The 21,173-nt window shown below is 46.7% G+C and carries 21 protein-coding genes, 1 pseudogene and 1 riboswitch; of the genes and pseudogenes, 5 read left to right on the top strand and 17 right to left on the bottom strand.

Annotation, left to right across the window (positions count from 1 at the left end; genetic code table 11):
- Positions 1–52 precede the first annotated feature (52 nt).
- The 3 genes from RDS42_RS03720 to RDS42_RS03710 are packed head-to-tail and all read left to right on the top strand — an operon-like array spanning position 53 to position 2,115.
- On the top strand, positions 53–631 hold the full coding sequence (locus RDS42_RS03720; protein ID WP_308782445.1) for a chromate transporter: 579 nt from the start codon (positions 53–55) through the stop codon (positions 629–631).
- Positions 631–1,206, top strand: coding sequence for a chromate transporter (locus RDS42_RS03715; RefSeq protein ID WP_308782444.1), 576 nt, complete (start codon positions 631–633; stop codon positions 1,204–1,206). Before RDS42_RS03720 ends, RDS42_RS03715 begins: the two co-directional genes overlap by 1 nt.
- Positions 1,207–1,224: 18 nt before the next feature.
- A complete protein-coding gene (locus tag RDS42_RS03710) occupies positions 1,225–2,115 on the top strand; it encodes a LysR family transcriptional regulator (RefSeq protein WP_308782443.1) in 891 nt (296 codons plus the stop codon).
- Positions 2,116–2,742: 627 nt separating this feature from the next.
- On the opposite strand, the gene RDS42_RS03705 is transcribed toward RDS42_RS03710, so the two are convergent.
- The 10 genes from RDS42_RS03705 to RDS42_RS03660 form a co-directional block, all read right to left on the bottom strand.
- Positions 2,743–4,494 (bottom strand): acetyl-CoA carboxylase carboxyltransferase subunit alpha, encoded by a 1,752-nt coding sequence (locus RDS42_RS03705; RefSeq protein ID WP_308782442.1) that lies wholly within the window; start codon positions 4,492–4,494, stop codon positions 2,743–2,745.
- On the bottom strand, positions 4,491–5,846 hold the full coding sequence (locus RDS42_RS03700; protein ID WP_308782441.1) for an acetyl-CoA carboxylase biotin carboxylase subunit: 1,356 nt from the start codon (positions 5,844–5,846) through the stop codon (positions 4,491–4,493). The genes RDS42_RS03705 and RDS42_RS03700 overlap by 4 nt, the downstream gene beginning before the upstream one ends.
- A gap of 10 nt (positions 5,847–5,856) precedes the next feature.
- The gene (gene fabZ / locus RDS42_RS03695; RefSeq protein WP_308782440.1) at positions 5,857–6,285 is read right to left on the bottom strand and encodes a 3-hydroxyacyl-ACP dehydratase FabZ; all 429 of its coding nucleotides are present in this window, start codon (positions 6,283–6,285) and stop codon (positions 5,857–5,859) included.
- Positions 6,286–6,298: 13 nt separating this feature from the next.
- The gene (accB, locus tag RDS42_RS03690) at positions 6,299–6,763 is read right to left on the bottom strand and encodes an acetyl-CoA carboxylase biotin carboxyl carrier protein (RefSeq protein WP_308782439.1); all 465 of its coding nucleotides are present in this window, start codon (positions 6,761–6,763) and stop codon (positions 6,299–6,301) included.
- Between the two features lie 15 nt (positions 6,764–6,778).
- Complete coding sequence (gene fabF, locus RDS42_RS03685) at positions 6,779–8,017, bottom strand: beta-ketoacyl-ACP synthase II (RefSeq protein ID WP_308782438.1); 1,239 nt, start codon at positions 8,015–8,017, stop codon at positions 6,779–6,781.
- A complete protein-coding gene (fabG, locus tag RDS42_RS03680; protein ID WP_308782437.1) occupies positions 8,014–8,766 on the bottom strand; it encodes a 3-oxoacyl-[acyl-carrier-protein] reductase in 753 nt (250 codons plus the stop codon). Before fabG ends, fabF begins: the two co-directional genes overlap by 4 nt.
- An 18-nt stretch (positions 8,767–8,784) precedes the next feature.
- Positions 8,785–9,714, bottom strand: coding sequence for an ACP S-malonyltransferase (gene fabD / locus RDS42_RS03675; protein ID WP_308782436.1), 930 nt, complete (start codon positions 9,712–9,714; stop codon positions 8,785–8,787).
- Positions 9,707–10,651 (bottom strand): enoyl-[acyl-carrier-protein] reductase FabK, encoded by a 945-nt coding sequence (gene fabK, locus RDS42_RS03670; RefSeq protein ID WP_308782435.1) that lies wholly within the window; start codon positions 10,649–10,651, stop codon positions 9,707–9,709. Before fabK ends, fabD begins: the two co-directional genes overlap by 8 nt.
- 103 nt (positions 10,652–10,754) lie before the next feature.
- Positions 10,755–10,979, bottom strand: coding sequence for an acyl carrier protein (acpP, locus tag RDS42_RS03665; protein ID WP_308782434.1), 225 nt, complete (start codon positions 10,977–10,979; stop codon positions 10,755–10,757).
- Between the two features lie 34 nt (positions 10,980–11,013).
- On the bottom strand, positions 11,014–11,964 hold the full coding sequence (locus RDS42_RS03660) for a beta-ketoacyl-ACP synthase III (protein ID WP_308782433.1): 951 nt from the start codon (positions 11,962–11,964) through the stop codon (positions 11,014–11,016).
- Positions 11,965–12,617: 653 nt separating this feature from the next.
- Between RDS42_RS03660 and RDS42_RS03655 the strand changes: the two genes are divergently transcribed.
- The gene (locus RDS42_RS03655) at positions 12,618–12,947 is read left to right on the top strand and encodes a multidrug efflux SMR transporter (protein ID WP_308782432.1); all 330 of its coding nucleotides are present in this window, start codon (positions 12,618–12,620) and stop codon (positions 12,945–12,947) included.
- A gap of 121 nt (positions 12,948–13,068) precedes the next feature.
- A riboswitch (M-box (ykoK) riboswitch) is annotated at positions 13,069–13,238 on the top strand.
- Between the two features lie 239 nt (positions 13,239–13,477).
- Positions 13,478–14,041, top strand: a pseudogene (locus RDS42_RS03650) (magnesium transporter); the annotation flags it as partial.
- A 14-nt stretch (positions 14,042–14,055) separates the two neighbouring features.
- Here RDS42_RS03650 and RDS42_RS03645 read toward each other — a convergent pair.
- The 7 genes from RDS42_RS03645 to RDS42_RS03615 form a co-directional block, all read right to left on the bottom strand.
- Positions 14,056–14,670, bottom strand: a complete 615-nt coding sequence (locus RDS42_RS03645; RefSeq protein ID WP_308782431.1) for an ATP-binding cassette domain-containing protein — start codon at positions 14,668–14,670, stop codon at positions 14,056–14,058.
- Positions 14,660–15,586 carry an ABC transporter ATP-binding protein gene (locus RDS42_RS03640; RefSeq protein WP_308782430.1) on the bottom strand — a complete coding sequence of 309 codons (927 nt, stop codon included), beginning with the start codon at positions 15,584–15,586 and terminating at the stop codon, positions 14,660–14,662. The genes RDS42_RS03645 and RDS42_RS03640 overlap by 11 nt, the downstream gene beginning before the upstream one ends.
- Before the next feature lie 9 nt (positions 15,587–15,595).
- A complete protein-coding gene (locus RDS42_RS03635; RefSeq protein ID WP_331602588.1) occupies positions 15,596–16,465 on the bottom strand; it encodes an ABC transporter permease in 870 nt (289 codons plus the stop codon).
- Positions 16,462–17,421: an ABC transporter permease gene (locus RDS42_RS03630; protein WP_308782447.1), complete on the bottom strand. Its 960-nt coding sequence runs from the start codon at positions 17,419–17,421 to the stop codon at positions 16,462–16,464. The genes RDS42_RS03635 and RDS42_RS03630 overlap by 4 nt, the downstream gene beginning before the upstream one ends.
- 169 nt (positions 17,422–17,590) lie before the next feature.
- Positions 17,591–19,126 carry an ABC transporter substrate-binding protein gene (locus tag RDS42_RS03625; protein WP_308782446.1) on the bottom strand — a complete coding sequence of 512 codons (1,536 nt, stop codon included), beginning with the start codon at positions 19,124–19,126 and terminating at the stop codon, positions 17,591–17,593.
- Positions 19,127–19,520: 394 nt separating this feature from the next.
- Positions 19,521–20,327 (bottom strand): ATP-binding cassette domain-containing protein, encoded by an 807-nt coding sequence (locus tag RDS42_RS03620; protein ID WP_308782429.1) that lies wholly within the window; start codon positions 20,325–20,327, stop codon positions 19,521–19,523.
- Positions 20,324–21,112, bottom strand: coding sequence for an ABC transporter ATP-binding protein (locus RDS42_RS03615; protein ID WP_308782428.1), 789 nt, complete (start codon positions 21,110–21,112; stop codon positions 20,324–20,326). The genes RDS42_RS03620 and RDS42_RS03615 overlap by 4 nt, the downstream gene beginning before the upstream one ends.
- Between the last annotated feature and the right edge of the window lie 61 nt (positions 21,113–21,173).

The following is a 21,173-nucleotide window of genomic DNA, read 5'->3' as shown; positions in this document are numbered from 1 at the left end:
TAGTTGTTTCTATGCTAAACTTTAACTCATAAAAAAAGTTATGGAGGTTCTTATGAAAAAGGATTACAGCAAGCTATGGACTTTGTTTCGCTCTATGTTTGTACTAAGCGCCTGCACTTTTGGCGGCGGCTTTGTCATCGTCTCTCTTATGAAAAAAAAATATGTAGAAGAACTGCAATGGCTGGAAGAAGATGAAATGCTGGATGTAACAGCAATCACTCAGTCTGCTCCCGGTCCTCTCCCGGTAAACGCTTCTGTCATCATTGGATACCGGATTGCAGGAATTGTGGGATCTCTTACCGCAATACTCGGAACAATTCTCCCACCTATGATCATCATTTCCATAATTTCCCTGTTCTACCAGCAGTTCCGGACTAATCCATATATCAGCACAGCCCTTCAGGTTATGCGGGCCGGAGTTGCCGCCGTGATCTTTGATGTAGTTATCAATCTTGCACAGCATGTACTAAACACAAGACGAATCCTATATATTGCCATGATGATCATTGCCTTTGTCGCAACCTATTTTCTGGATGTCAGTGCTATGCTGGTCATTCTGACATGTCTTGGCATCGGAATCCTGGATCTTATCTTTCAGACATATAAAACAAAACACGGAGGAATCGCATAATGCTGCTGCTTAAATTATTTTTCGCATTTATTCAGGTAGGTATGTTTAGTGTTGGCGGAGGATACGCTGCTATTCCCCTGATACAGGAACAGATTGTAGATATTTACGGGCTGATGACCCTCAGTGAGTTTTCGGACCTGATCACTGTTGCAGAAATGACACCGGGACCGATTTCCATTAATTCCGCAACCTTTGTAGGTATGAGGATCGCCGGAATACCCGGAGTACTGCTTTGTACCTTCGGATGTATTCTGCCCTCTTTCTGCATCTGCCTGACCCTGGCACATTTTTACTATAAATATCGCTCCGTCAGCGGAGTACAGATCGTTCTGGGAGCCATGCGTCCGGCTGTTGTTGCATTGATCGCCTCTGCCGGCGCCTCCATCCTGATGCTTGGACTCTTTCAGGCAGAGCTTCCAGATATTGTTCTGAGCGATATTCGCTGGATTGAGTTAGGTATATTCGCTGTATCTCTGTTTATTTTAAGAAAATATAAGACCAGCGCCATTGCCATTATTCTTGGAAGCGGCGTTGTTGGAACTGTTCTCTATGCTCTTTCCGGGGCAATTTCATAATTCAGGAGGAATGTACTTATGACTATCCGACATTTACAGATTTTTACAACCGTCGCTGATGCAGGAAGTATGAGCAAAGCAGCAAGGCTTCTTCACATATCCCAGCCAGGTATCAGCCAGGCAGTCTCCGAGCTGGAACGCCATTATAGTGTGAAACTATTTGAACGGCTTTCTCAAAAATTATACCTGACAAACGAAGGAGAGCTTCTGCTCTCTTTTTCCCGTCATATTCTGGATTCTTTTGACAAAATGGAAGAAGCCATGCTCCATGCCACACAGAAAACCCAATTACACATCGGCTGCAGTGTTTCCGTAGGAACCTTTCTTATCAATGAGATTCTTGATCAAGCCGAAAAGCAGCTTCCCAACTGTGATTTTCAGGTAACCGTCACCAATTCCACTCATATTGAACAGGCGATCCTGGACAGTCAGGTAGATATCGGAATAGTGGAGGGCACCATCCGAAATGAAAATCTCATTGCTCTCCCTGTCTGCGAAGATGAACTGGTCATGGTATGCGGAAAAAATCATCCTCTTGCCCTTCTGGATTCCATTCCCCTTCCCATGCTCCAGAATCAGGATTATGCAAGCAGAGAAAGCGGAAGCACAGACCGCAACCAGTTTGAACAGCTGCTGGAAGAACAGAATATCCACTTAAACCGAACCTTCCGCAGCACCAGTACCGATGCCATCAAAAATGCTGTGATATGCGGAAGAGGAATCGCACTGTTCTCCAAGAGAATGGTGGCAAAAGAGGTGAATGACGGGGATATGGTGATCCTTCCGCTGGAAGGTATCCGCGTGACCCGGAATATCCACTTCGTCATCCATAAAAACAAATTCGTTTCCACAGAGATACAGACCCTGAAGGAAATCTGTTCCGAATACGAAAAAAATATTTGTGTTTAAGAGAATAAAAAGAATATAATTTTTGTCTGGAAATGACATGCAGGAGTGGATTCTTCTGTTACAAAAGCTGGTTCAAGACTTGGAAAATTCTAAGCTTCTGCTTCTTTGCAAAAAACAATCCCCCAGATGCTGAACTCGCCTGCGACTCAGACAGCAGCATCTGGGGGATTGATGCAAATGCGCAGAAGACAAGAATTTTTACCCAAGTCTCTCAATGCTTCTGAACCAGAAGAATCCACTCCTGCATTATATTTTCCAGACAACAAATTTATATTCCTGCATTTTTATGTTCCCGGGTGGGAAACTGCAGGGCACAATACTGCTGGTCGTCCCGCGGCTGACAACTGACTGGGACTCGGATATTGCCGGGGGATTTCTATTTGGCTGGTATCCACTTTCAGATGCATAGAGAAAAAGGCAGATCATAGTGCCTTGCGAGGCTTCCGTTGGTAAGCCTGTGTTAGCTACAGCCACCGAGCACGCTGTCTGAGCCGTCAGGCGAGTTCGTGCGAATGGCAGTAAATCAGCGCACAGGTTTACCAGGAAACGCAGCACAGCACATGATTTGCCTTTTTTCTCATATGCATCATATGGGGGAAACAAGAAATAAAAATTCTCCCTCCCGCACTAAAATTTCCGGAATCTTTCATACCGTTTCTTCAGTAATTCTTCTTCCGGCATTTTCTCATATTGTTTCAGGAAATCTGCAATCTCCTCATCCAGTATGTCTGTCACATAAGAGAGGTTTTCTTCATTTAATTTCTCCGGCTCGGGAATGATCTTTTCAATGATCTTCTGTCTGTAAAGATCAGCGGCTGTCAGCTTCATAACTTCTGCTGCTTCTTTTGCCTTGCTGCTGTCTTTCCACAGAATACTGGAAAAGCCTTCCGGGGAAAGGATGGAATAAACGGCGTTTTCCAGCATCCATACCTGATCTCCTGCGGCAATGGCAAGGGCACCGCCGCTTCCTCCCTCTCCTGTTACAACAGTCAGTACCGGAACAGTCAGACCCGCCATCTCCATAAGGTTTTCTGCAATGGCTGCTCCCTGTCCCCGTTCTTCTGCCTCAATTCCGCAGAACGCACCCGGAGTATCTACAAAACAGATCACCGGGCGGCGGAATTTTTCTGCCTGCTTCATAAGGCGGAGAGCCTTGCGATAACCTTCTGGCATTGGCATTCCAAAATTACGGTAAATATTTTCTTTGGTACCGCTGCCTTTTTCCTGAGCGATCACCGTAACCGGGATTCCGCGAAAAGCTGCCACACCTCCGATCACTGCCGGATCATCTCCATATTTCCGGTCTCCGTGAAATTCTGTAAAATCCGTAAACAATCCACGGATATATGCGCTTCCTGAAGGCCGGTCCGCTCTTCGGGAGGCCTGCACTCTCTCCCATGGGTCAAGAGACAATGTCGGTTCCGATCCTTTGCCTGTCAGTGATGTCCGCTCAAATCTGTTCCGCTTCTCTGTCTCTTCGAAATTTCTGATCTTAGCTGTCTCTATGACAGACCTGTCTTTTTTCTCATGAAGCTTTAATATCTTTGTCAGTGTACGCTTCAGGTTTTCTCTTTCTACAATTGCATCCACAAATCCATGCTCCAGAAGGAACTCCGCCCTCTGAAAGCCTTTTGGAAGTTTCTGACGGATAGTCTGCTCAATAACTCTTGGTCCGGCAAATCCGATCAGCGCTCCCGGTTCCGCCAGGATCACGTCTCCCAGCATGGCAAAGCTTGCCGTCACACCTCCGGTAGTAGGTTCTGTAAGAACGGAAATATAAAGAAGCCCTGCATCACTGTGACTCTTCAGCGCCGCCGAGGTTTTTGCCATCTGCATCAGAGAGGTAATTCCCTCCTGCATTCTGGCTCCTCCTGAACAGGCAAAAAGAATCACCGGAAGCTTTTCTTCTGCAGCCCGCTCCACAGCTCTTGTGATTTTTTCTCCTACTACCCATCCCATACTTGCCATGAGAAAGCGTCCATCGCAGACTCCAATCACTGCTTCATATCCGTTAATCCGGCATTTTCCGGTAACAACTGCCTCCCGAAGCCCTGTTTTTCCCTGAACAGCAGACAGCTTTTCCGGATATCCCCGGTAATCCATGGGATTTTCTCCCATAAGAGAACCATCCCATTCTTCAAAGCTTCCCTCATCTGCCACCATCTGTATCCTGCGGTAAGCGTGTACCCGGAAATACCCTCCACATTTCGGACAGATATAATATCCGTTTTTTACATCTTCGGCAATAATTGCCGCTCCACATTTATTACATTTCCGCAAAAGTCCCTGGGGTACCTCCGGCTTTGCTGTTCTTCCTCGTCTGCCTCCGGATTCCCCATTGGAGATTCTTGTTTTTTTGAACATATTTTCCAGCTTCATGCTTCCTTACCTATGCCTTCCATCCGTTCAATAAAGCCTACATCCGTATTCCCCTCCAGAAAATCCGGATGATTTAAAATCTCATACTGATAGTCCACGTTTGTATCGATTCCCTCTATAATGATCTCCCCAAGAGCACTTTGCATTTTACGGATAGCCTCTTCTCTGTTTTTAGCCCACACAATCAGTTTGGCGATCATGGAGTCATAATAAGGCTGCACCGTATAGCCGCTGTACACAGCCGAATCGATGCGGATTCCTTTTCCCCCGGGGAAATACATATCCGTGATAGTTCCCGGTGACGGCCGAAAGCCCTTAGAGGGATTTTCTGCATTAATGCGGCATTCAATGGCATGGCCGGTAATATGGATGTCCTTCTGCCTGAAGGAAAGAGGCATCCCGGATGCGATCCTGATCTGCTCCTTTACAAGATCCACCCCTGTCACCCACTCGGTCACCGGATGCTCCACCTGGATCCTGGTATTCATTTCCATAAAGTAAAAGCTTCCATCCCGACCCAGAAGAAATTCAATGGTTCCTGCATTTACATAGCCGCAGGCCTTTGCCGCCTTCACAGCCGCCTCCCCCATTTTTTTACGGAGTCTGTCTGAGATTGCCTCACAGGGAGATTCCTCGATCATTTTCTGGTGATTTCTCTGCACAGAACAGTCTCTTTCCCCCAGATGGATCACATTGCCTTTTTTGTCTGCAAGAATCTGAAATTCAATGTGTCTGGGATTCCGGACAAAATGCTCGATATACATGGTATTGTCTCCAAAAGCCATCTGCGCCTCCTTCTGGGCAGTACGAAAGCTTTCTGCAAATTCTGCCGCACAGTCTGCGGTACGCATTCCCTTGCCTCCGCCTCCCAGAGCCGCTTTGATAATTACCGGATAACCGATCTCATCTGCTTCTGCCATTCCTTCTTCCACAGAATAAACCGCTTTTTTGCTTCCCGGAATCACCGGAACTCCTGCCGCCGCCATGGTATTTTTGGCAGCCTGTTTGTTGCCAAGGCTTGCAATCACCTGAGAGGGCGGTCCGATAAACGTGATTTTGCACTGTTCGCAAAGCTCTGCAAACCTGCTGTTTTCAGACAGGAAGCCAAATCCCGGATGAATGGCGTCTGCGCCTGAAACAATGGTCGCACTTATGATATTTTCCATACTGAGATAGCTCTGAGAAGACGGCGCCGGGCCAATGCATATAGCCTCATCTGCAAGCTGCGTATGAAGGGCTTCTCTGTCAGCCTCTGAATAAACAGCTACGGTCTCGATCCCCATTTCTCTGCAGGCGCGGATGATCCGTACCGCTATTTCTCCCCTGTTGGCTATCAGCACTTTTTTTATCATTTTATTTCACCTATCCGATCATAAAAGTCAGTTCTGCATCTACCACTACTTTGCCGTCTACACTGGCAACCGCATGGCCTACACCTACCGGTCCTTTGCATTTGATGATCCTTGTTTCCAGTTTTATCTTGTCTCCCGGAGATACTTTTCCACGGAATCTGCAGTTTTTAATCCCGCCAAAATATGCTGTCTTTCCTTTATTTTCCTCTTTGCTCAGGATAGCCACCGCACCTGTCTGCGCCAGTGCCTCAACAGTAAGAACTCCCGGCATTACCGGTTCCTGAGGAAAATGTCCCCGAAAAAAGTCCTCATGAAAAGTCACACATTTATATCCTACTGCAAATTCTCCCGGCTGGTAATCCTCAATATAATCCACCAGCAAAAACGGGTGTCTGTGCGGAAGTATCTCCTCGATTTCTTTAATTCCTAAACGTTTCATACTCTACCTCGATCTATCTGATTCTGAATAAAGGCTGTCCGAATTCTACCATCTGTCCGTTTTCCACAAGAATCTCTGCAACCGTACCATCAAATTCACTTTCTATCTCATTCATCAGCTTCATGGCTTCCACAATTCCAAGTGTCTGGCCTTTTTTTACTGCTTTTCCTTCTGTGACAAAAGGATCCGCATCCTCGGCAGGCGCCGCATAAAAGGTTCCTACCAGCGGAGATTTTACAATTTGTCCTTCCGGTGCTTCTGCTGCCGCGCCTGTATTTCCTGACGCTTCATTTTCCATAACCGGAATGCCTGCCTCATTCTGAAGGATCACCGCCGGATTCTGTATCGGAATCCCTGTTCCCGGCACCGGAACCTCCTTTACAAGGCGGATATTTGTGCCGTTTTCTTCATAGTGAAGTTCTGTAACCTCAGAATCGGACACTGTTTTTATTAACGTAAGAAGATTTTCAAATTCCATTTTCCTATTTCCGATCTATTCAAACTTTTTTAACAGAAGAGTTGCATTATGTCCGCCAAATCCCAGAGAATTGCTCATTGCATAACGGATCTCCTTTTCCACCGGCGCGCCGATGGCATAATCCAGATCACATCCCTCTCCCGGTTCTCTGGTGCCTACAGTCTGGTGGATAAATCCATCCTGAATGGATTTTACACAGGTAATAAATTCCACGCCGCCTGCTGCCCCCAGAAGATGCCCGATCATAGATTTGGTGGAATTTACCACTACCTTTTCCGCAGCTTCTCCAAAGGCCATATGGATGGCTCTTGTCTCAAAAAGATCGTTGTGATGGGTACTGGTTCCATGGGCGTTGATGTATTCTACCTCTGACGGATCCGCACCTGCTTCCTCCATGGCAAGAGTCATTGCCTTTGCAGCGCCGCTTCCGTCTTCTGCCGGTGAAGTGATATGATACGCGTCCGCAGTAGCGCCATAGCCCACTACCTCTGCATAGATCTCTGCGCCCCTTGCCAGAGCATGCTCCAGTTCTTCAAGCACTACAACACCTGCGCCTTCTCCGAGAACAAATCCGTCACGATCCTTGTCAAAAGGAATAGATGCCCTTGCAGGATCGTCAGTTTCCGTCAGCGCTGTCAGCGCATCAAATCCGGCCACGCCAGTGGGACAGATACAGCTTTCAGCACCGCCTGCCAGCATGATCTCCGCATCTCCGTACTGGATCGCACGGAAGGCGTCGCCGATACTGTGGGTACCGGAAGCACAGGCAGTCACTACGTCTGAACATTTTCCCCGAAGCCCTAACTGGATTGAAACATTTCCGGCAGCCATATTGGAGATCATCAGGGGAACCATAAGAGGAGGAACACGTCCGGGGCCTTTTGTCAAGATCTTATCATAGCAAAGCTCTACCTGATGGAGATCTCCTACTCCGGAGCCGATGATCACTCCTGCACGGAAAGGATCTTCTTTTTCCATATCCAGTCCTGCGTCTTCAAATGCCTCTTTTGCCGCAGCTACTGCATACTGGGCAAATGGAGCCATACGTCTTACCATCTTTGGCTCCATATATTTTTTCGGATCAAAATCCCTGACCTCTGCCACAAGACGGACTTTATATTCTCCTGCATCAAATCTGGTAATCGGTCCAATACCTGTTTTTCCCTCACGGATCCCTTCCCAGAATTCCTGTACACTGTTTCCAATTGGCGTTACGGCTCCAAGTCCGGTAACGACTACTCTGCGTTTACTCATATCACCATTCCTCCGTCAACCTGAATGACCTGACCTGTAATATATGCTGCATCCTCAGATACCAGAAATGCAACTGTCCGGGCTACGTCCTCCGGTTTCCCAAAATGTCCCAGAGGGATCTGCGCTGCCGAAGCTTCCTTAACCGCCTCCGGAAGTACGGCTGTCATTTCTGTCTCAATAAATCCCGGAGCAACCGCATTGACTGTGATCCCCCGGGATGCAAGCTCCCTGGCTGCAGTTTTTGTAAGACCGATCACTCCTGCCTTAGATGCCGCATAATTCGCCTGTCCTGCATTTCCTGCAATCCCTACCACAGAAGCAAGACTGACGATACGTCCTTTTTTCTGCCTCAGCATCTGTCTGGATACAAACCGCATCATATTAAAGCATCCTTTCAGATTTACATCGATCACACGGTCGAAGGCTTCCTCAGACATACCCATCAAAAGTCCGTCTTTGGTAATTCCTGCATTATTCACAAGAATATCAATTGCCCCATATTCTTTTACAATACTCCGTACTGCCTGGTCACAGGCCTGATGATCTGCTACATTCCACTGAAGAACAGCAGCTTCACCACCATTTTCCTGAATTTCTTTTCTGACCTCTTCTGCCCGTTCTGCAGAACCATTATAATTAATGATCACGAAGATCCCCTTTGCCGCAAGCTCCAGAGCAATGGCTCTTCCAATCCCTCTGGATGCTCCTGTAACAACAGCGATCTGTTTTTTTGTCTGCTGCTCTGTCATGATATCTCCTCTTTCTTCTCAGATTCCTTTCAAAATCTCACTGCACACAGTTTCTGCCTCTTCCCAGGTGCCGACCCGGTACATGGTTACATTTCTGTCTGTTTTTTTCATAAAACTGCTGAGAGTTTTTCCGGGACCGATCTCCACAAAAGTATCAATTCCTTCTGCAATCATATTTCTGATGCTCTGCTCCCAGCATACCGAAGAGCTGACCTGTTTTACAAGAAGCTCCCGGATCGGTTCTTTTTCTGTTACCAGTTCTGCCGTTACATTGGTCACATAAGGAACGGAAGGCTTTTTCAAAGTTACTTCTTCCAGGACCTTTTTCAGCTTTTCTCCGGCATTTTCCATCATTGGTGAATGAAACGGACCGCTGACCTTTAACGGAAGGACTTTTCTGGCTCCGGCTTCCTTCAGGGCTTTTCCCGCTCTTTCCACTGCCTCTTTTTCTCCGGTGATCACAATCTGACCCGGACAGTTATAATTTGCAATGTACGCGCCGTCGATCTCCTGCATCACTTTTTCTACCAAGGAATTTTCCATTCCAAGAATCGCGGACATGGCTCCTGTACCTTCCGGAGCTGCATGTTCCATAAAAATCCCTCTGGCACGCACAGTACGGACAGCGTCCAAATCACTCATGCCTCCGGCTGCCGCAATGGCACAATATTCTCCAAGACTCAGTCCGGCTGTCATATCCGGATGAAGCCCTCTCTTTTTCAATTCTCCTGTTATAGCAAGACAGGCTGCCACCATAGCGGCCTGTGTATACTCTGTTTTATCCAGAAGATCATTTTCCTCAAAACAAAGCTTACAAAGATCCAGATCCAGCATCTCAGATGCCTGATCGAATAATTCCCTTGCTTCCGGACTGTTTTTATAAAAATCTTTTGCCATACCCATTTCCTGGGCTCCCTGTCCGGGATAAAGAAATGCGATCCTACTCATGCTGCGCCTCTCCGTTCATAAGATTCTGTGCCTGGGTTACCATTCTCCGGATCACCTCTTCACAGGAAAGACTTTCCTTTACAAGTCCTGCGCTCTGGCCTGCCATAAGGCTTCCGTTTTTTATATCGCCTTCTACTACGGCTTTTCTCAGGCTTCCAAGGGTCAGCGCCTCCAACTCCTGGAAATCCGCGCCGTTTTTTTCAAGCTCCAGATATTTTCTCGCCATATCATTCCGAAGAACACGGATGGGATGACCTGTGCTTCTGCCTGTCACACGGGTATCAATATCCTTTGCTTTCAGGATACTGTTCTTATAATTTTCATGAATCACAGATTCTTTGGATGCTGCAAAAACAGTTCCTGCCTGGATGCCTTTTGCCCCCAGCATAAAAGCTGCGGCCATGCCTCTTCCGTCGGCAATTCCTCCGGCCGCTACCACCGGAATCTGTACTGCATCCGCAATCTGAGGAACAAGAACCATTGTAGTCAGTTCTCCGATATGACCTCCTGCCTCTGTTCCCTCGGCAATTACTGCATCAGCGCCGCATCGCTCCATTCTTTTTGCCAGAGCCGCTGACGCCACCACCGGAAGAACCTTCACTCCTGCTGCTTTCCAGTCCGCCATATATTTCTCCGGACTTCCTGCGCCTGTAGTAACGATGGAAACGCCTTCCTCCACAATCACTCTGGCAACTGCATCCGCCTCCGGGCTCATTAACATAATATTAACACCAAAAGGCCTGTCTGTCATTGTCTTCGCTTTTCTGATCTGTTCTCTTACCCATTCAGCAGGAGCTGCCGCGGCTGCGATCAGTCCCAGGCCTCCGGCATTGGAAACTGCCGCTGCCAGATTTGCCTCGGCCACCCAGGCCATTCCTCCCTGAATCACGGGATATTCAATTCCTAATAATTCTGTGATCTCTGTTTTCATCCTCATATCCTCATTTTCAGTTACTGTTCACAGCAACTATCTTCATACCCTTCCCATCATAAAGACAGAAAGTCTGATGTTCTTAGCTGCGTTATCAAAAGCAGACTTATTATTTATGCTCCTCCAGATACGCTGCCGCTGCACCAATAGTTGTGATCTGTTCCAGATCCTCACTTGGGATCTCTACTCCAAACTCTTCCTCGAGAGCCATTGCCAGCTCAAAAAGGTCAAGAGAATCTGCGTGAAGATCTTCTGTAAAGGAAGTGCTTTCTGTGATTCCTGCTGCCTCTGCTCCAAGTGTGTCTGCTGTGATCTCAATGATTTTTTCTAACATGTTGTTTTCTCCTTTTTTGTGTTATTTTTATTTTTTAAATTCCCCATTCCAGCACGGAAGCTCCCCAGGAAAGCCCTGCGCCGAATCCTGCAAGAATAAGTTTCTGTCCTTTTTTCAGTTTCCCGCTTCTGTTCAGTTCATTTAACAGTATCGGGATACTTGCGGAAGAGGTGTTTCCATATTTCTGAAGGTTCATAGGAAACTTCTCAATCTCTGTCTTCAGCCTTTTGGCCGCTGCCTCCACGATCCGCCGATTTGCCTGATGAAGAACAAACCAGTCAATATCTTCTGTTTTCAGATCGTTTTTTTTAAGAACCTCCCGCACCGCCTCCGGAACTCTGCGAACCGCAAACTGAAAAACCTCACGGCCATCCATGGAAATATGGGAAGTTGTCTTCTGATCTCCGGCATGTCCCGGACAGGTCAGCGCTGCTCCTCCGGTTCCGTCTGAGCAGGCAAACGGAAGATACTGCTTTCCTTCCTTTGCCCGGATCAGAGCCGCCCCTGCCCCATCTCCAAAAAGAATGCAGGTTCCCCGGTCCTTCCAGTCCACAATTCTTGAAAGCCTCTCGCTTCCTGTAATAAGAATATTCCGGCAGATTCCGGAAGCTATATATGCCTGTGCCGTCTGATAGGCAAAAAGAAAGCCGCTGCAGGCAGCGTTCATATCAAAGCATACTGCACGGACTGCTCCAAGTTCTTTCTGCACCTCACAGGCTGCACATGGAAAGATCTGATCCGGCGTGGCTGTTGCCGTAATGATCATATCAATATCCTCCGGACTGATCCCGGCTTCTTTCACTGCCTGTCTCCCGGCCTCTGCCGCCATGGATACGGTGGTTTCCTTCCGGGCGATACGCCTTTGTTCCACTCCGGTCCGTTCCCTGATCCACTGATCACTGGTATCTACAAACTCAGCGATTTCATTGTTATCAAGGATCCGTTCCGGTACGCAGGCTCCCGTCCCGCAAATCACACCCGTCATGATCCGCCCTCCTTTTCCGGGACCGAAAACCGATCCCGCAGTACATGTAGAATTACATGCTGGTTTTATTTTGAATCTTTAATATTTTGATTATCAAAGTATATATCCATAACAAAAGATTGTCAAGAGGATTTTTTTATTTCTTGCTACCCACAGACGATGCATATAAGAAAAAAGTGGATAACAGCCAAACAGAAATCCTTCCGGCAGTGTCCGGCCTACGGCCGGATGCCAGCCGCAGACTGGCTAGCAGTGCTGTGCCCTGCAACTCCCCACCCGGGAACACAAAAACGGCAGGAATATAAATTTGCTGTCTGAAAAAACAATGCAGGAATGGATTCTTCTGGTCATAAGCATTGAAAGACTTGGGTAAAAATTCTTGCTTTCTGCGCATTTGCATTGATCCCCCGGATGCTGTTGTTTGAGTCGCAGACGAGTTCAGCATACGGAGGGATCGTTTTTTGCAAAGAAGCAGAAGCTTAGAATTTTCCAAGTCTTGAACCGGCTTTTGCAACAGAAGAATCCACTCTTGCATGTCATTTACAGACACAAAATCATATTCCGCCTATTTCTGAAAGCAGAAATTACATTGACACCTCCTTTCTATTGAAGGATAATAAAAACTGACATTTATTTATTCCGGAGGAAAACATATGTATTATCTTTTACTTGCCGTCGCCATTATTGCAGAAATCATAGCCACTTCTCTTTTAAAAGCCTCTCAGGGCTTTACGAAGCTTCTGCCCGGAGCCGGATGTGTACTGTTTTATGTAATCTGCTACTATACTTTTTCAAAAGCCATCAACGGGATTGATCTGGGAATCGCCTATGCAACCTGGTGCGGAGTGGGTATCGTCGCTACCGCCATTATCGCCTGGATCATTTTCGGACAGAAACTGTCCCCGACAGGGATCGCAGGACTGATCCTGATCGTGGCCGGATGCGTGATCCTGAATCTCTTTGGCACACCGGGGCAGGGCTGATATTTCTTAGTCTATATGTTTCTGTGAACGCTACAAACATCAGCGTCTATATTTTGTAAACAAAATCTTTACAATTCCTGCCTTGACAAACCTAGTAGTTCAGTATACAATATGAAAAAATTAATAAATTCGGTAGGTGAGGCTACCACAGGGATTTGGATTATCCTAAGATTGCTGCCGCAAAAACGTGGAGACACGATTCGCTGGCCAGCAGGCTATGTCGCAGATAAGGCATAACCTAATGCAATTTTTACGCCCTGTGATGCTAAAGCTTGAACGATGTTTTATTTTCGGGAAAAATATATCCTGTCATTGCTCAAGCTTTGACAGGATTTTTTTATATGGCAAAAAGCGGATTTAGCCGCTTTGTAATTTTTAAAACAAACCAAAGGAGGTGAGTACCATGGAACCTGGAGCCAGTTGCAGTAGAATTACATTAAAGAAAGGATGGAATCATTATGAGCAGAACATTAATTTTAAAAAACAACAGAATCGTAAACAGAACTATCCACACCAGAGCTGTCAGGAAGTCCATGGACACCAATGACTCCTATCTCGAGACTTCCGTACTGACACATGCAAGAAAACGTTTTGCATGGCTTCTCTTCCTGATGCTGTCAGCTACCATCACCGGAACCATCATCACACGATATGAAGAAGCATTTGCGGCAGTCCCTCTTCTGGTATCCTTTATCCCCATGCTTATGGATACCGGCGGAAACTGCGGATCACAGAGTTCTACCCTCATCATCCGCGGTCTTGCTCTGGGGGAGATTACTTTTAAGGATATTTTCCGCATCATGTTTAAGGAATTCCGTATCTCCCTTCTTGTAGGTACCGGACTTTCCCTTATAAATGGAGTAAGAATTCTGATTATGTATAAGGATCCTCAGCTTGCGCTTGTGGTTGCCCTGTCACTTACTGCCACTGTGATCATGGCAAAACTTATGGGCTGTGTTCTTCCCCTGATCGCTAAAAAACTGAACATGGATCCTGCTGTTATGGCATCTCCCCTTATCACAACAGCAGTAGACACCTGTTCTATTATCATTTATTTCTATATCGCTACCAGAATCTTTGCGCTTGCAGTCTGAAAACCGCAAAACATTCAGGACTGTGTTTTCTGAAGGTCTATTACTCTGGTACAGACTCTTTCCAGGAGCTCCGGGCTGTGGCTGACTACGATCATTCCCATCTGCCTCCGCCTGGTCTCCTCTATAAGAAAATGCCATATCTGGCTTTGTGTAATAAGATCCAGCATGGTGCTGATCTCATCTGCCAGAAGAAATCTGGTTCTTTTTCCCATAGCTCTTGCAATACAGAAACGCTGCATTTCACCACCGGAAATCTCTACTGGAAAACGGTTCATCCAGTCTTTTTCAATTCCCAGACGTTCCACCAGAGCAGGATCCACCTGATCTCCTTCTTCCAGTACCGACTTCATCCGCAGTCTTGGATTTACTGCCTGCTCCGGATGCTGCCAGATCAGCTGAACAGGACAATAAGAACCATACTGATCCAGCGGTTTTCCGTCCAGAAGGATATCACCTCTGTCCGGCTTCTCATATCCGGATAAAATCTTGCATAAGGTTGTTTTTCCAAAACCACTGGGTGCCGCCAGCCCCACTCTTTCTGAGCTGTCTGCTTTCAGACTGAAATCCTTCAGGATCTCTCTTCCATTTTCCCCATAACGAAAAGAAATATTTTTTGCTTCAAGAATCATATACACACCTCACATATCCGCCGTTGACCTCACGGTAGGGAATCTCTCCATGGCATTTTTCGGAACACCTGCTGCATCGGGGTGCAAACGGACATCCGGAAGGCATATCCTTTACATACGGCTGCACACCATCGATATACTGAAATCCGTTTTTTGGAATCGCTCTCCACAATGCTTTTGTATAAGGATGACGAAGCGTTTCCTCTTTACAAAAATCCTCTGCCTTTGCATCTTCCAACGTATATCCGGCATAAAATACCAAAACCCTGTCTGCCGTCTCCAGCGCCAGTTCCAGATCATGGGTGATGATCAGCACTCCAGCTCCCATATCTGCCAGCTCCCGGAAATGCTCCATAGCTCTTTTCGCAGCCTTCTGATGCAGTCCCGGAGTCGGCTCGTCTGCAATCACCAGTCTGGGATCCTCGATCATTGCCGTGGAGATCATCACTCTTCTTGTCATTCCCCCGGACAATTCAAATGGATACTGCTCCTGTACCTCCTTTGCCAGACTGTATCGGCTGAAAATCCCGTCCAGCTTCTTCTGACGTACCGGATCTTTTTTTCCCTTACAGATCTGTGTCCCCACTTTCATCAGAGGATCCAGATACGAAGTGCTCTGGGGCACCATTACAATCTCTTTACCACGGAGCTTACGGATTCTTTTTTCCGTCAAAGGCTCTCCCCGATACAGAATTTCTCCTCCCATAGACGCATTATAAGGAAGAATCCCCATCACTCCGTGAGCCAGGAGGCTTTTTCCGGAACCGGAAGAGCCTACTACTGCCACCATCTCCCCCTCGTGGACAGACAGACTCAGATCCCGGATCACCGGAAGCTCTTCCTGCCGCATTCCCTTCTGATACTGGCAAAAAGAAATATTCATGTTTTTTATCTCAAGTATTTTCTTTTTTTCCATTTTTATCTCCTATTTATGGGCGCTTGCCGGATCCACTAATTTACGCAGATTTTCTCCAACCGCATAAAAACATACCACCGTAAGCACAAGCATCAGCCCCGGAAAAAGAGCCAGCCACCATTTTCCTGTAATCATATACTTCATTGCTTCCGAAAGAATAATGCCTATGGCAGGCTGCTCATTAGAAAGTCCAAATCCCAGGAAGGTAATTCCTGATTCATGAAGGATCGCATGAGGAAACAGCAAAATCAGTCCTACCACAAACTGAGGAAACAGATGCGGAGCCATATGTTTCATGGCAATATAAAGATTACTCTTTCCAAGCTTGCGCGCCATTTTGATATACTGCTGTTCCTTCAGCTGAAGCACCTCTCCGCGGATCAGTCTGGCAAGAGAAGTCCAGTGTGTCAGCGCCACGCCAAGGATTACCCCTTTCAGCCCCCGTCCGCAGGCAACGCACACAAGGATCAGAAGCAGCATATGCGGGATTCCCATTACAAGATCGATAAACCAGGTCACCATGGCATCTGCTGCTTTTCCCATTGTGGCAGACACCACTCCAAGTATAAAAGCAAGAACAGCACTGACTGCAGCTGCACTGATTCCGATCACGATACTGATGGACAGACCTCTTATAGTGCGGGCAAACATATCTCTTCCCAGCCAGTCCGTTCCAAAAGGATAAGTCAGACAGGGCGAAATGTTTTTTCTGGAAAAATCTGTTGTTTTTGCAGCTTCGTCCAGAAACATTCCCCCAACACATACTGCCGTAAGAAACAGAACAGCTGCGATCAGCCAGAAAAGAAGCCTCTGTCTCTGATTCCATCCTGACTTTTTTAAGGTCAGACCTGTTTTCTGTTTTTCTGCAAAAGCTTTCATCTCACCGCACCTCCCCGTCTGATACGAGGATCGATCACCCCGTACAAAAGATTGGCGATCAGGTTCCCGCCAAATACCAGAAGCGCACTGATCATGGTGATCGCCATAAGAAGAGGCATATCGCTTCCAAGCCCTGCACTGACTGCGGCCTGTCCCAGTCCCGGATAAGAAAATACCTGCTCCACAAGAACAGATCCGCCAAAAATCTCACTGATGGATGCAAACTGTAAAGTCATAGCAGGCGCCAGTACATTTCGGAAACCATGGTTCTTAAAGATCTCCCATGTACTTTCCCCTCTTGCCTTTGCAAAAAGCATATAATCGCTTTCACAGATATCGATCATTTTTTCCCTTGTATGCATGGCTATATTGGAAATTCCGGTAATTGACAAAGTAAATGCCGGCAGAATGGCATGATAAACTCTGTCAAGAAATGTAACCCCGCTTGCTTCCACTCCGATCGGAACACTAAGACCAATGGGAAGGATTTTCAGCCATACCCCGAATATGATCAGAAAAAGCATGGCAATCCAAAAAGCCGGTGTACTGGAGATCAGCAGACAATAGCCCCTGACCACTTTATCGATCAGTTTTCCCCTGTTCATTCCTGCAAGGGCTCCCAGTATAAATCCAAGGAGACCCGACATGACCCAGGCAATGATCATAAGAAACAAGGAATTTGCCAGCTTTACTGCTATCACCTTTGTTACATCCTGCCGATAAAGAAGAGAGACTCCCATATCTCCACGGATAAAATCCTTCAGCCATGCCAGATATCTCTGTACAGGCGGCTGTCCCACACCCCAGTATTCTTCCAGCTTCTGTATCTGCTCCGGACTCATGGAACCAAGGGCAGTCTGACCTACATTTGCCTGAAGAGGATCCACAGGGGAAGCTGTCATCAGCGCAAATGCCGCTATACTTACCGCCAGAAGCAGAAGAAACATTTTTATCATTTGTTTTGTTATAAATTTTGCTGTCTTCAATCTTTTCTCCTTATACGCAGAATTCCTTTCTGCTGTAACGCACAGTATCCGGCGCCTTCCGGGACGGTCTGCTTATTTACAGACTGCATCTCAGAAGGGCGCCGGATGACTTATTTTCTTTTATTTGGTTTTAGGCAGCTTATTCCCAGCTCCACTGATCCACATTATTTACAATTGACCATCCATGTCCATGAGGATGTATCTTCTGTTCTGCAATCTTCAGACCATCTCTTACAAAATACAGATGATCCACATTGCACAGCCAGATCCACGGAATATCACCTTCCTGTGTAATTCCGCTCTCACCGTCCCACTGGGCCTTTTTCCAAAGATCATAGGATTCCTCCAGGTCGCTGCACATCAGAGCCTCGTCCATATATTTATCAACTGTTTCATTTGCATAGGGAGAGTACTCCGCAGTTCCTGTTTCTTTCATGGTATGATAAATATTATAAAGCTCCATTGGAGTATGTGCTCCCCAGCCCCACATCAGCGGCTGTGAAAGCGCTCCTGAATATGCGGTATCCCAGTCTACCCCTTCTGTGGATGCAGCAATTCCAAGTTCAGTCAGCTGATTTTTTGTATCCTCTGCCAGAGCCTGACGAACAGAATCTGACGCCGGGTATAAAATATTCAATTCTGCACGGACACCGTCTTTTTCACGGATTCCATCACCTCCGGCTTTCCAGCCTGCATCTTCAAGAATCTTCACAGCCTCTTCCGGATCATATTCTGTCACCGCCTCATCGTTGTACCATGGCATTTTGTCACAGACGCTGTATGCCGGTGTTCCATATCCGTTCAGAACGTTTTCAATCATCTCATCCCGATCGATACCGATATTGATGGCACGTCTTACATTTACATCGTTAGTAAAATCATTTCCAACGATTACTCCGTCTTTCTCTTCTGCCGGAGCTGCCGGAAGATTAATACCACGGTTGTCTACCGTTGCTACATTAAAAAGGCTGTATCCGTCAAATTCCATATCTGAATAAGAAGCTGCTGTATGTGCCACATCTACTGTTCCAGACTGTGCGGCTGCAAGCGCAGCGTCCTCTTCCATAAAAAGAACCGTTACTTTTTTCATGGACGGTTCCTCTCCGTAATAATCCGGATTGGCCTCAAAGATCACCTGCTGGCCTTTGTCCCACTGTTTCATAATATATCTTCCTGATCCAACAGGATTCTGTCCATAATTTTCATCATAAGCATGTTCCGGAACGATTCCCACTACAGCCATAGTATACGGCCAGATAGAAAAAGCGCGGTTCAGATGAAACTCTACTGTGGTATCATCTGTAGCTACTGCCTCTTCCAACATGGAAAAGTCATTGACTGAACTGTTATCCCGACAGTTATTATAGGTAAAGGCCACATCCTTTGCTGTCAGAGGCTCTCCGTCTGTAAATTTCACATCATCACGGATCTTTACTGTCCAGGTAAGCCCGTCTTCACTGACAGAGTAATCTGTCGCCAGATCCATTCCTATGGAAAGATCGGTGTTTGTAACCGTCAGTGTACTCTGGATCAAAGGCTCATGTACATGTTCTCCGGCTCCCCATCCATATGCCGGATCAAATCCTGCCTCCGGCTCTGAGGTAACCGGCATCGTCACGATCACCTCATCCTTTTTTTCTTCTGCCGCTGATACACTTATGCATCCTCCTGCCATGGAAACGGTCAGACAGACTGCGCTGAACAGCGCAAGCATTCTTTTTTTCATTTCTGTATTCCCTCCGCTGAAATTTTCTGCTGCATATTTTCTCTGCAGCCGATCTTTGCTCAGTATAACATTGATCCTCCCGCAGTTTAACCCGGTGCGGGGGATATATACCTATTCATATTTGGCATAGATCCTGTATATTTTTCATATATTTCTATCCCCCCGGGAGGCTTGTAAGATTTCAAGAGTTTGTTAAAATATAAACAACACATAGATGTGTTCTATGATGTCACTGTTTGTGCACAGACCTCCACAATTGATGCACTTACAACAATCCCATTATTTTAAACGACCCATAAAAAAATCACCTATCTCAGATCAGATAAGTGATTTTTTTATATATTCAAATATCAAGCACTGCGTCCACCAGCATTCTGGTGTATTCTTCCCGGGGTGAATCGATTATCTGATCCGGTGTTCCGGTCTCCACGATCCTTCCCTGATTCATTACCAGCACCCTGTCGCAGAACATCTGCACAAGCGCCAGATCGTGACAGATAAAAATCACGCTGAGGTTCTGTTCCTGTTTCAGCTTCATCAGCAATTCCATGATCTGCTTCTGCACAGTCACGTCAAGAGCGCTGGTTGCCTCATCACAGATCAGAAGCTGCGGCTCTGCTGCAAGCGCTCTGGCAATTGCAGCTCTCTGGCACTGACCGCCGCTTACCTGATGAGGATATCTCAGAGCAAACTCTGAAGACAATCCACAAATTTCAAGAAGGTTATCCACCCTTTTTTTTAATTCTAAGCCTTTTATCCCCATATTCCGAAGACTTTCCCCAATTCCGTCCCCAAGGGTACGCCGGGGATCAAAAGATTCCGTCGGAGTCTGAAAGATCATCTGCATATGACGGTAAACTTTTCTCAATTCCCGTTTTCCCGCCTGCGTGATATTGATACAGGAACCATCCTCTCTGTGTAAACCATTGGTTTTTTCCGGCACAACAAACAGGATCTCGCCTTCTGAGCAGGGCAAAAGTCCTGTGATTAGACGGGCCACCGTACTTTTTCCACTGCCGGATTCCCCCACAATACCCAGACATTCTCCCTTTTTCAGCTCAAAGCTCACCTGATCCACTGCCGCAAAGGAGCTTTTTCCGGAAGTAAACACTCTTTTCAGTTTCTCTGCCTTCAATATTATATCCGTCATATCTGCTTCCTCTTCAGACGTACTACTGAATCCATCAGTTCCTGCGTGTAGGCGCTTTCGGGATGCTGCAGGACTTCTTCTGTCTTTCCGTAATCCATCATCTGACCATTGCAGAGAACCAGCACCCGGTCTGTCATTTTTTTGACCAGCCCCATATTGTGAGTAACAAGGATCATAGATGTATGAAACTCCTCCCGCATCAGAAGAAGCTCCTCCGCCACCTGCTTCTGGACAGTTACATCCAGAGCGCTGGTAGGTTCATCTGCCAGAAGCACTGCCGGGCGGAGCATCATTGCCGCGCAGATTCCCACTCTCTGGTTCATACCTCCAGATAACTGGAAAGGATAGCTTTTCAGCACACGCCGGGGGTTTTTAAGACCAATCTTTTCCATAAGGACTTCTGCTCTTTTTTCCACCTGGACTCTGTTCGTCTTTTCGTGAGCTGAAACAGCCTCATAAATCTGTGCTCCCACTGTGCGGACAGGACAGAATCCGGCTCCGCAGTCCTGAAATACCATTCCGATCTCCGCTCCCCGGTATTTCATCAGATCCCGTTCCGACATATCCGTCAGACATTGATCCCTGTACCATATCTTTCCTCCGGTTATCGTGCCGCTGTTTCCCAAAAGGCCCATAACCGTCCGGATGACAGTGCTTTTTCCGCTTCCGGATTCTCCTACAATACCCAGGATCTCTCCTTCATTTAATTGAAAACTTACGTCCTGTACAACTGGAACCCCATCATAACAGACAGTCAGGTGTTCTGCACGAAGCAAAGAATTCATAAATGTCTTGTATGATGTTTATAGAAGCTAAAACATCACCTTTTCCTTTCTTTTAGTAATG

It is taken from the genome of uncultured Blautia sp. (genome assembly GCF_902497045.1).
Classification (GTDB): Bacteria; Bacillota; Clostridia; order Lachnospirales; family Lachnospiraceae; genus Blautia_A.
This window is presented reverse-complemented; position numbering and strand designations above follow the sequence as displayed.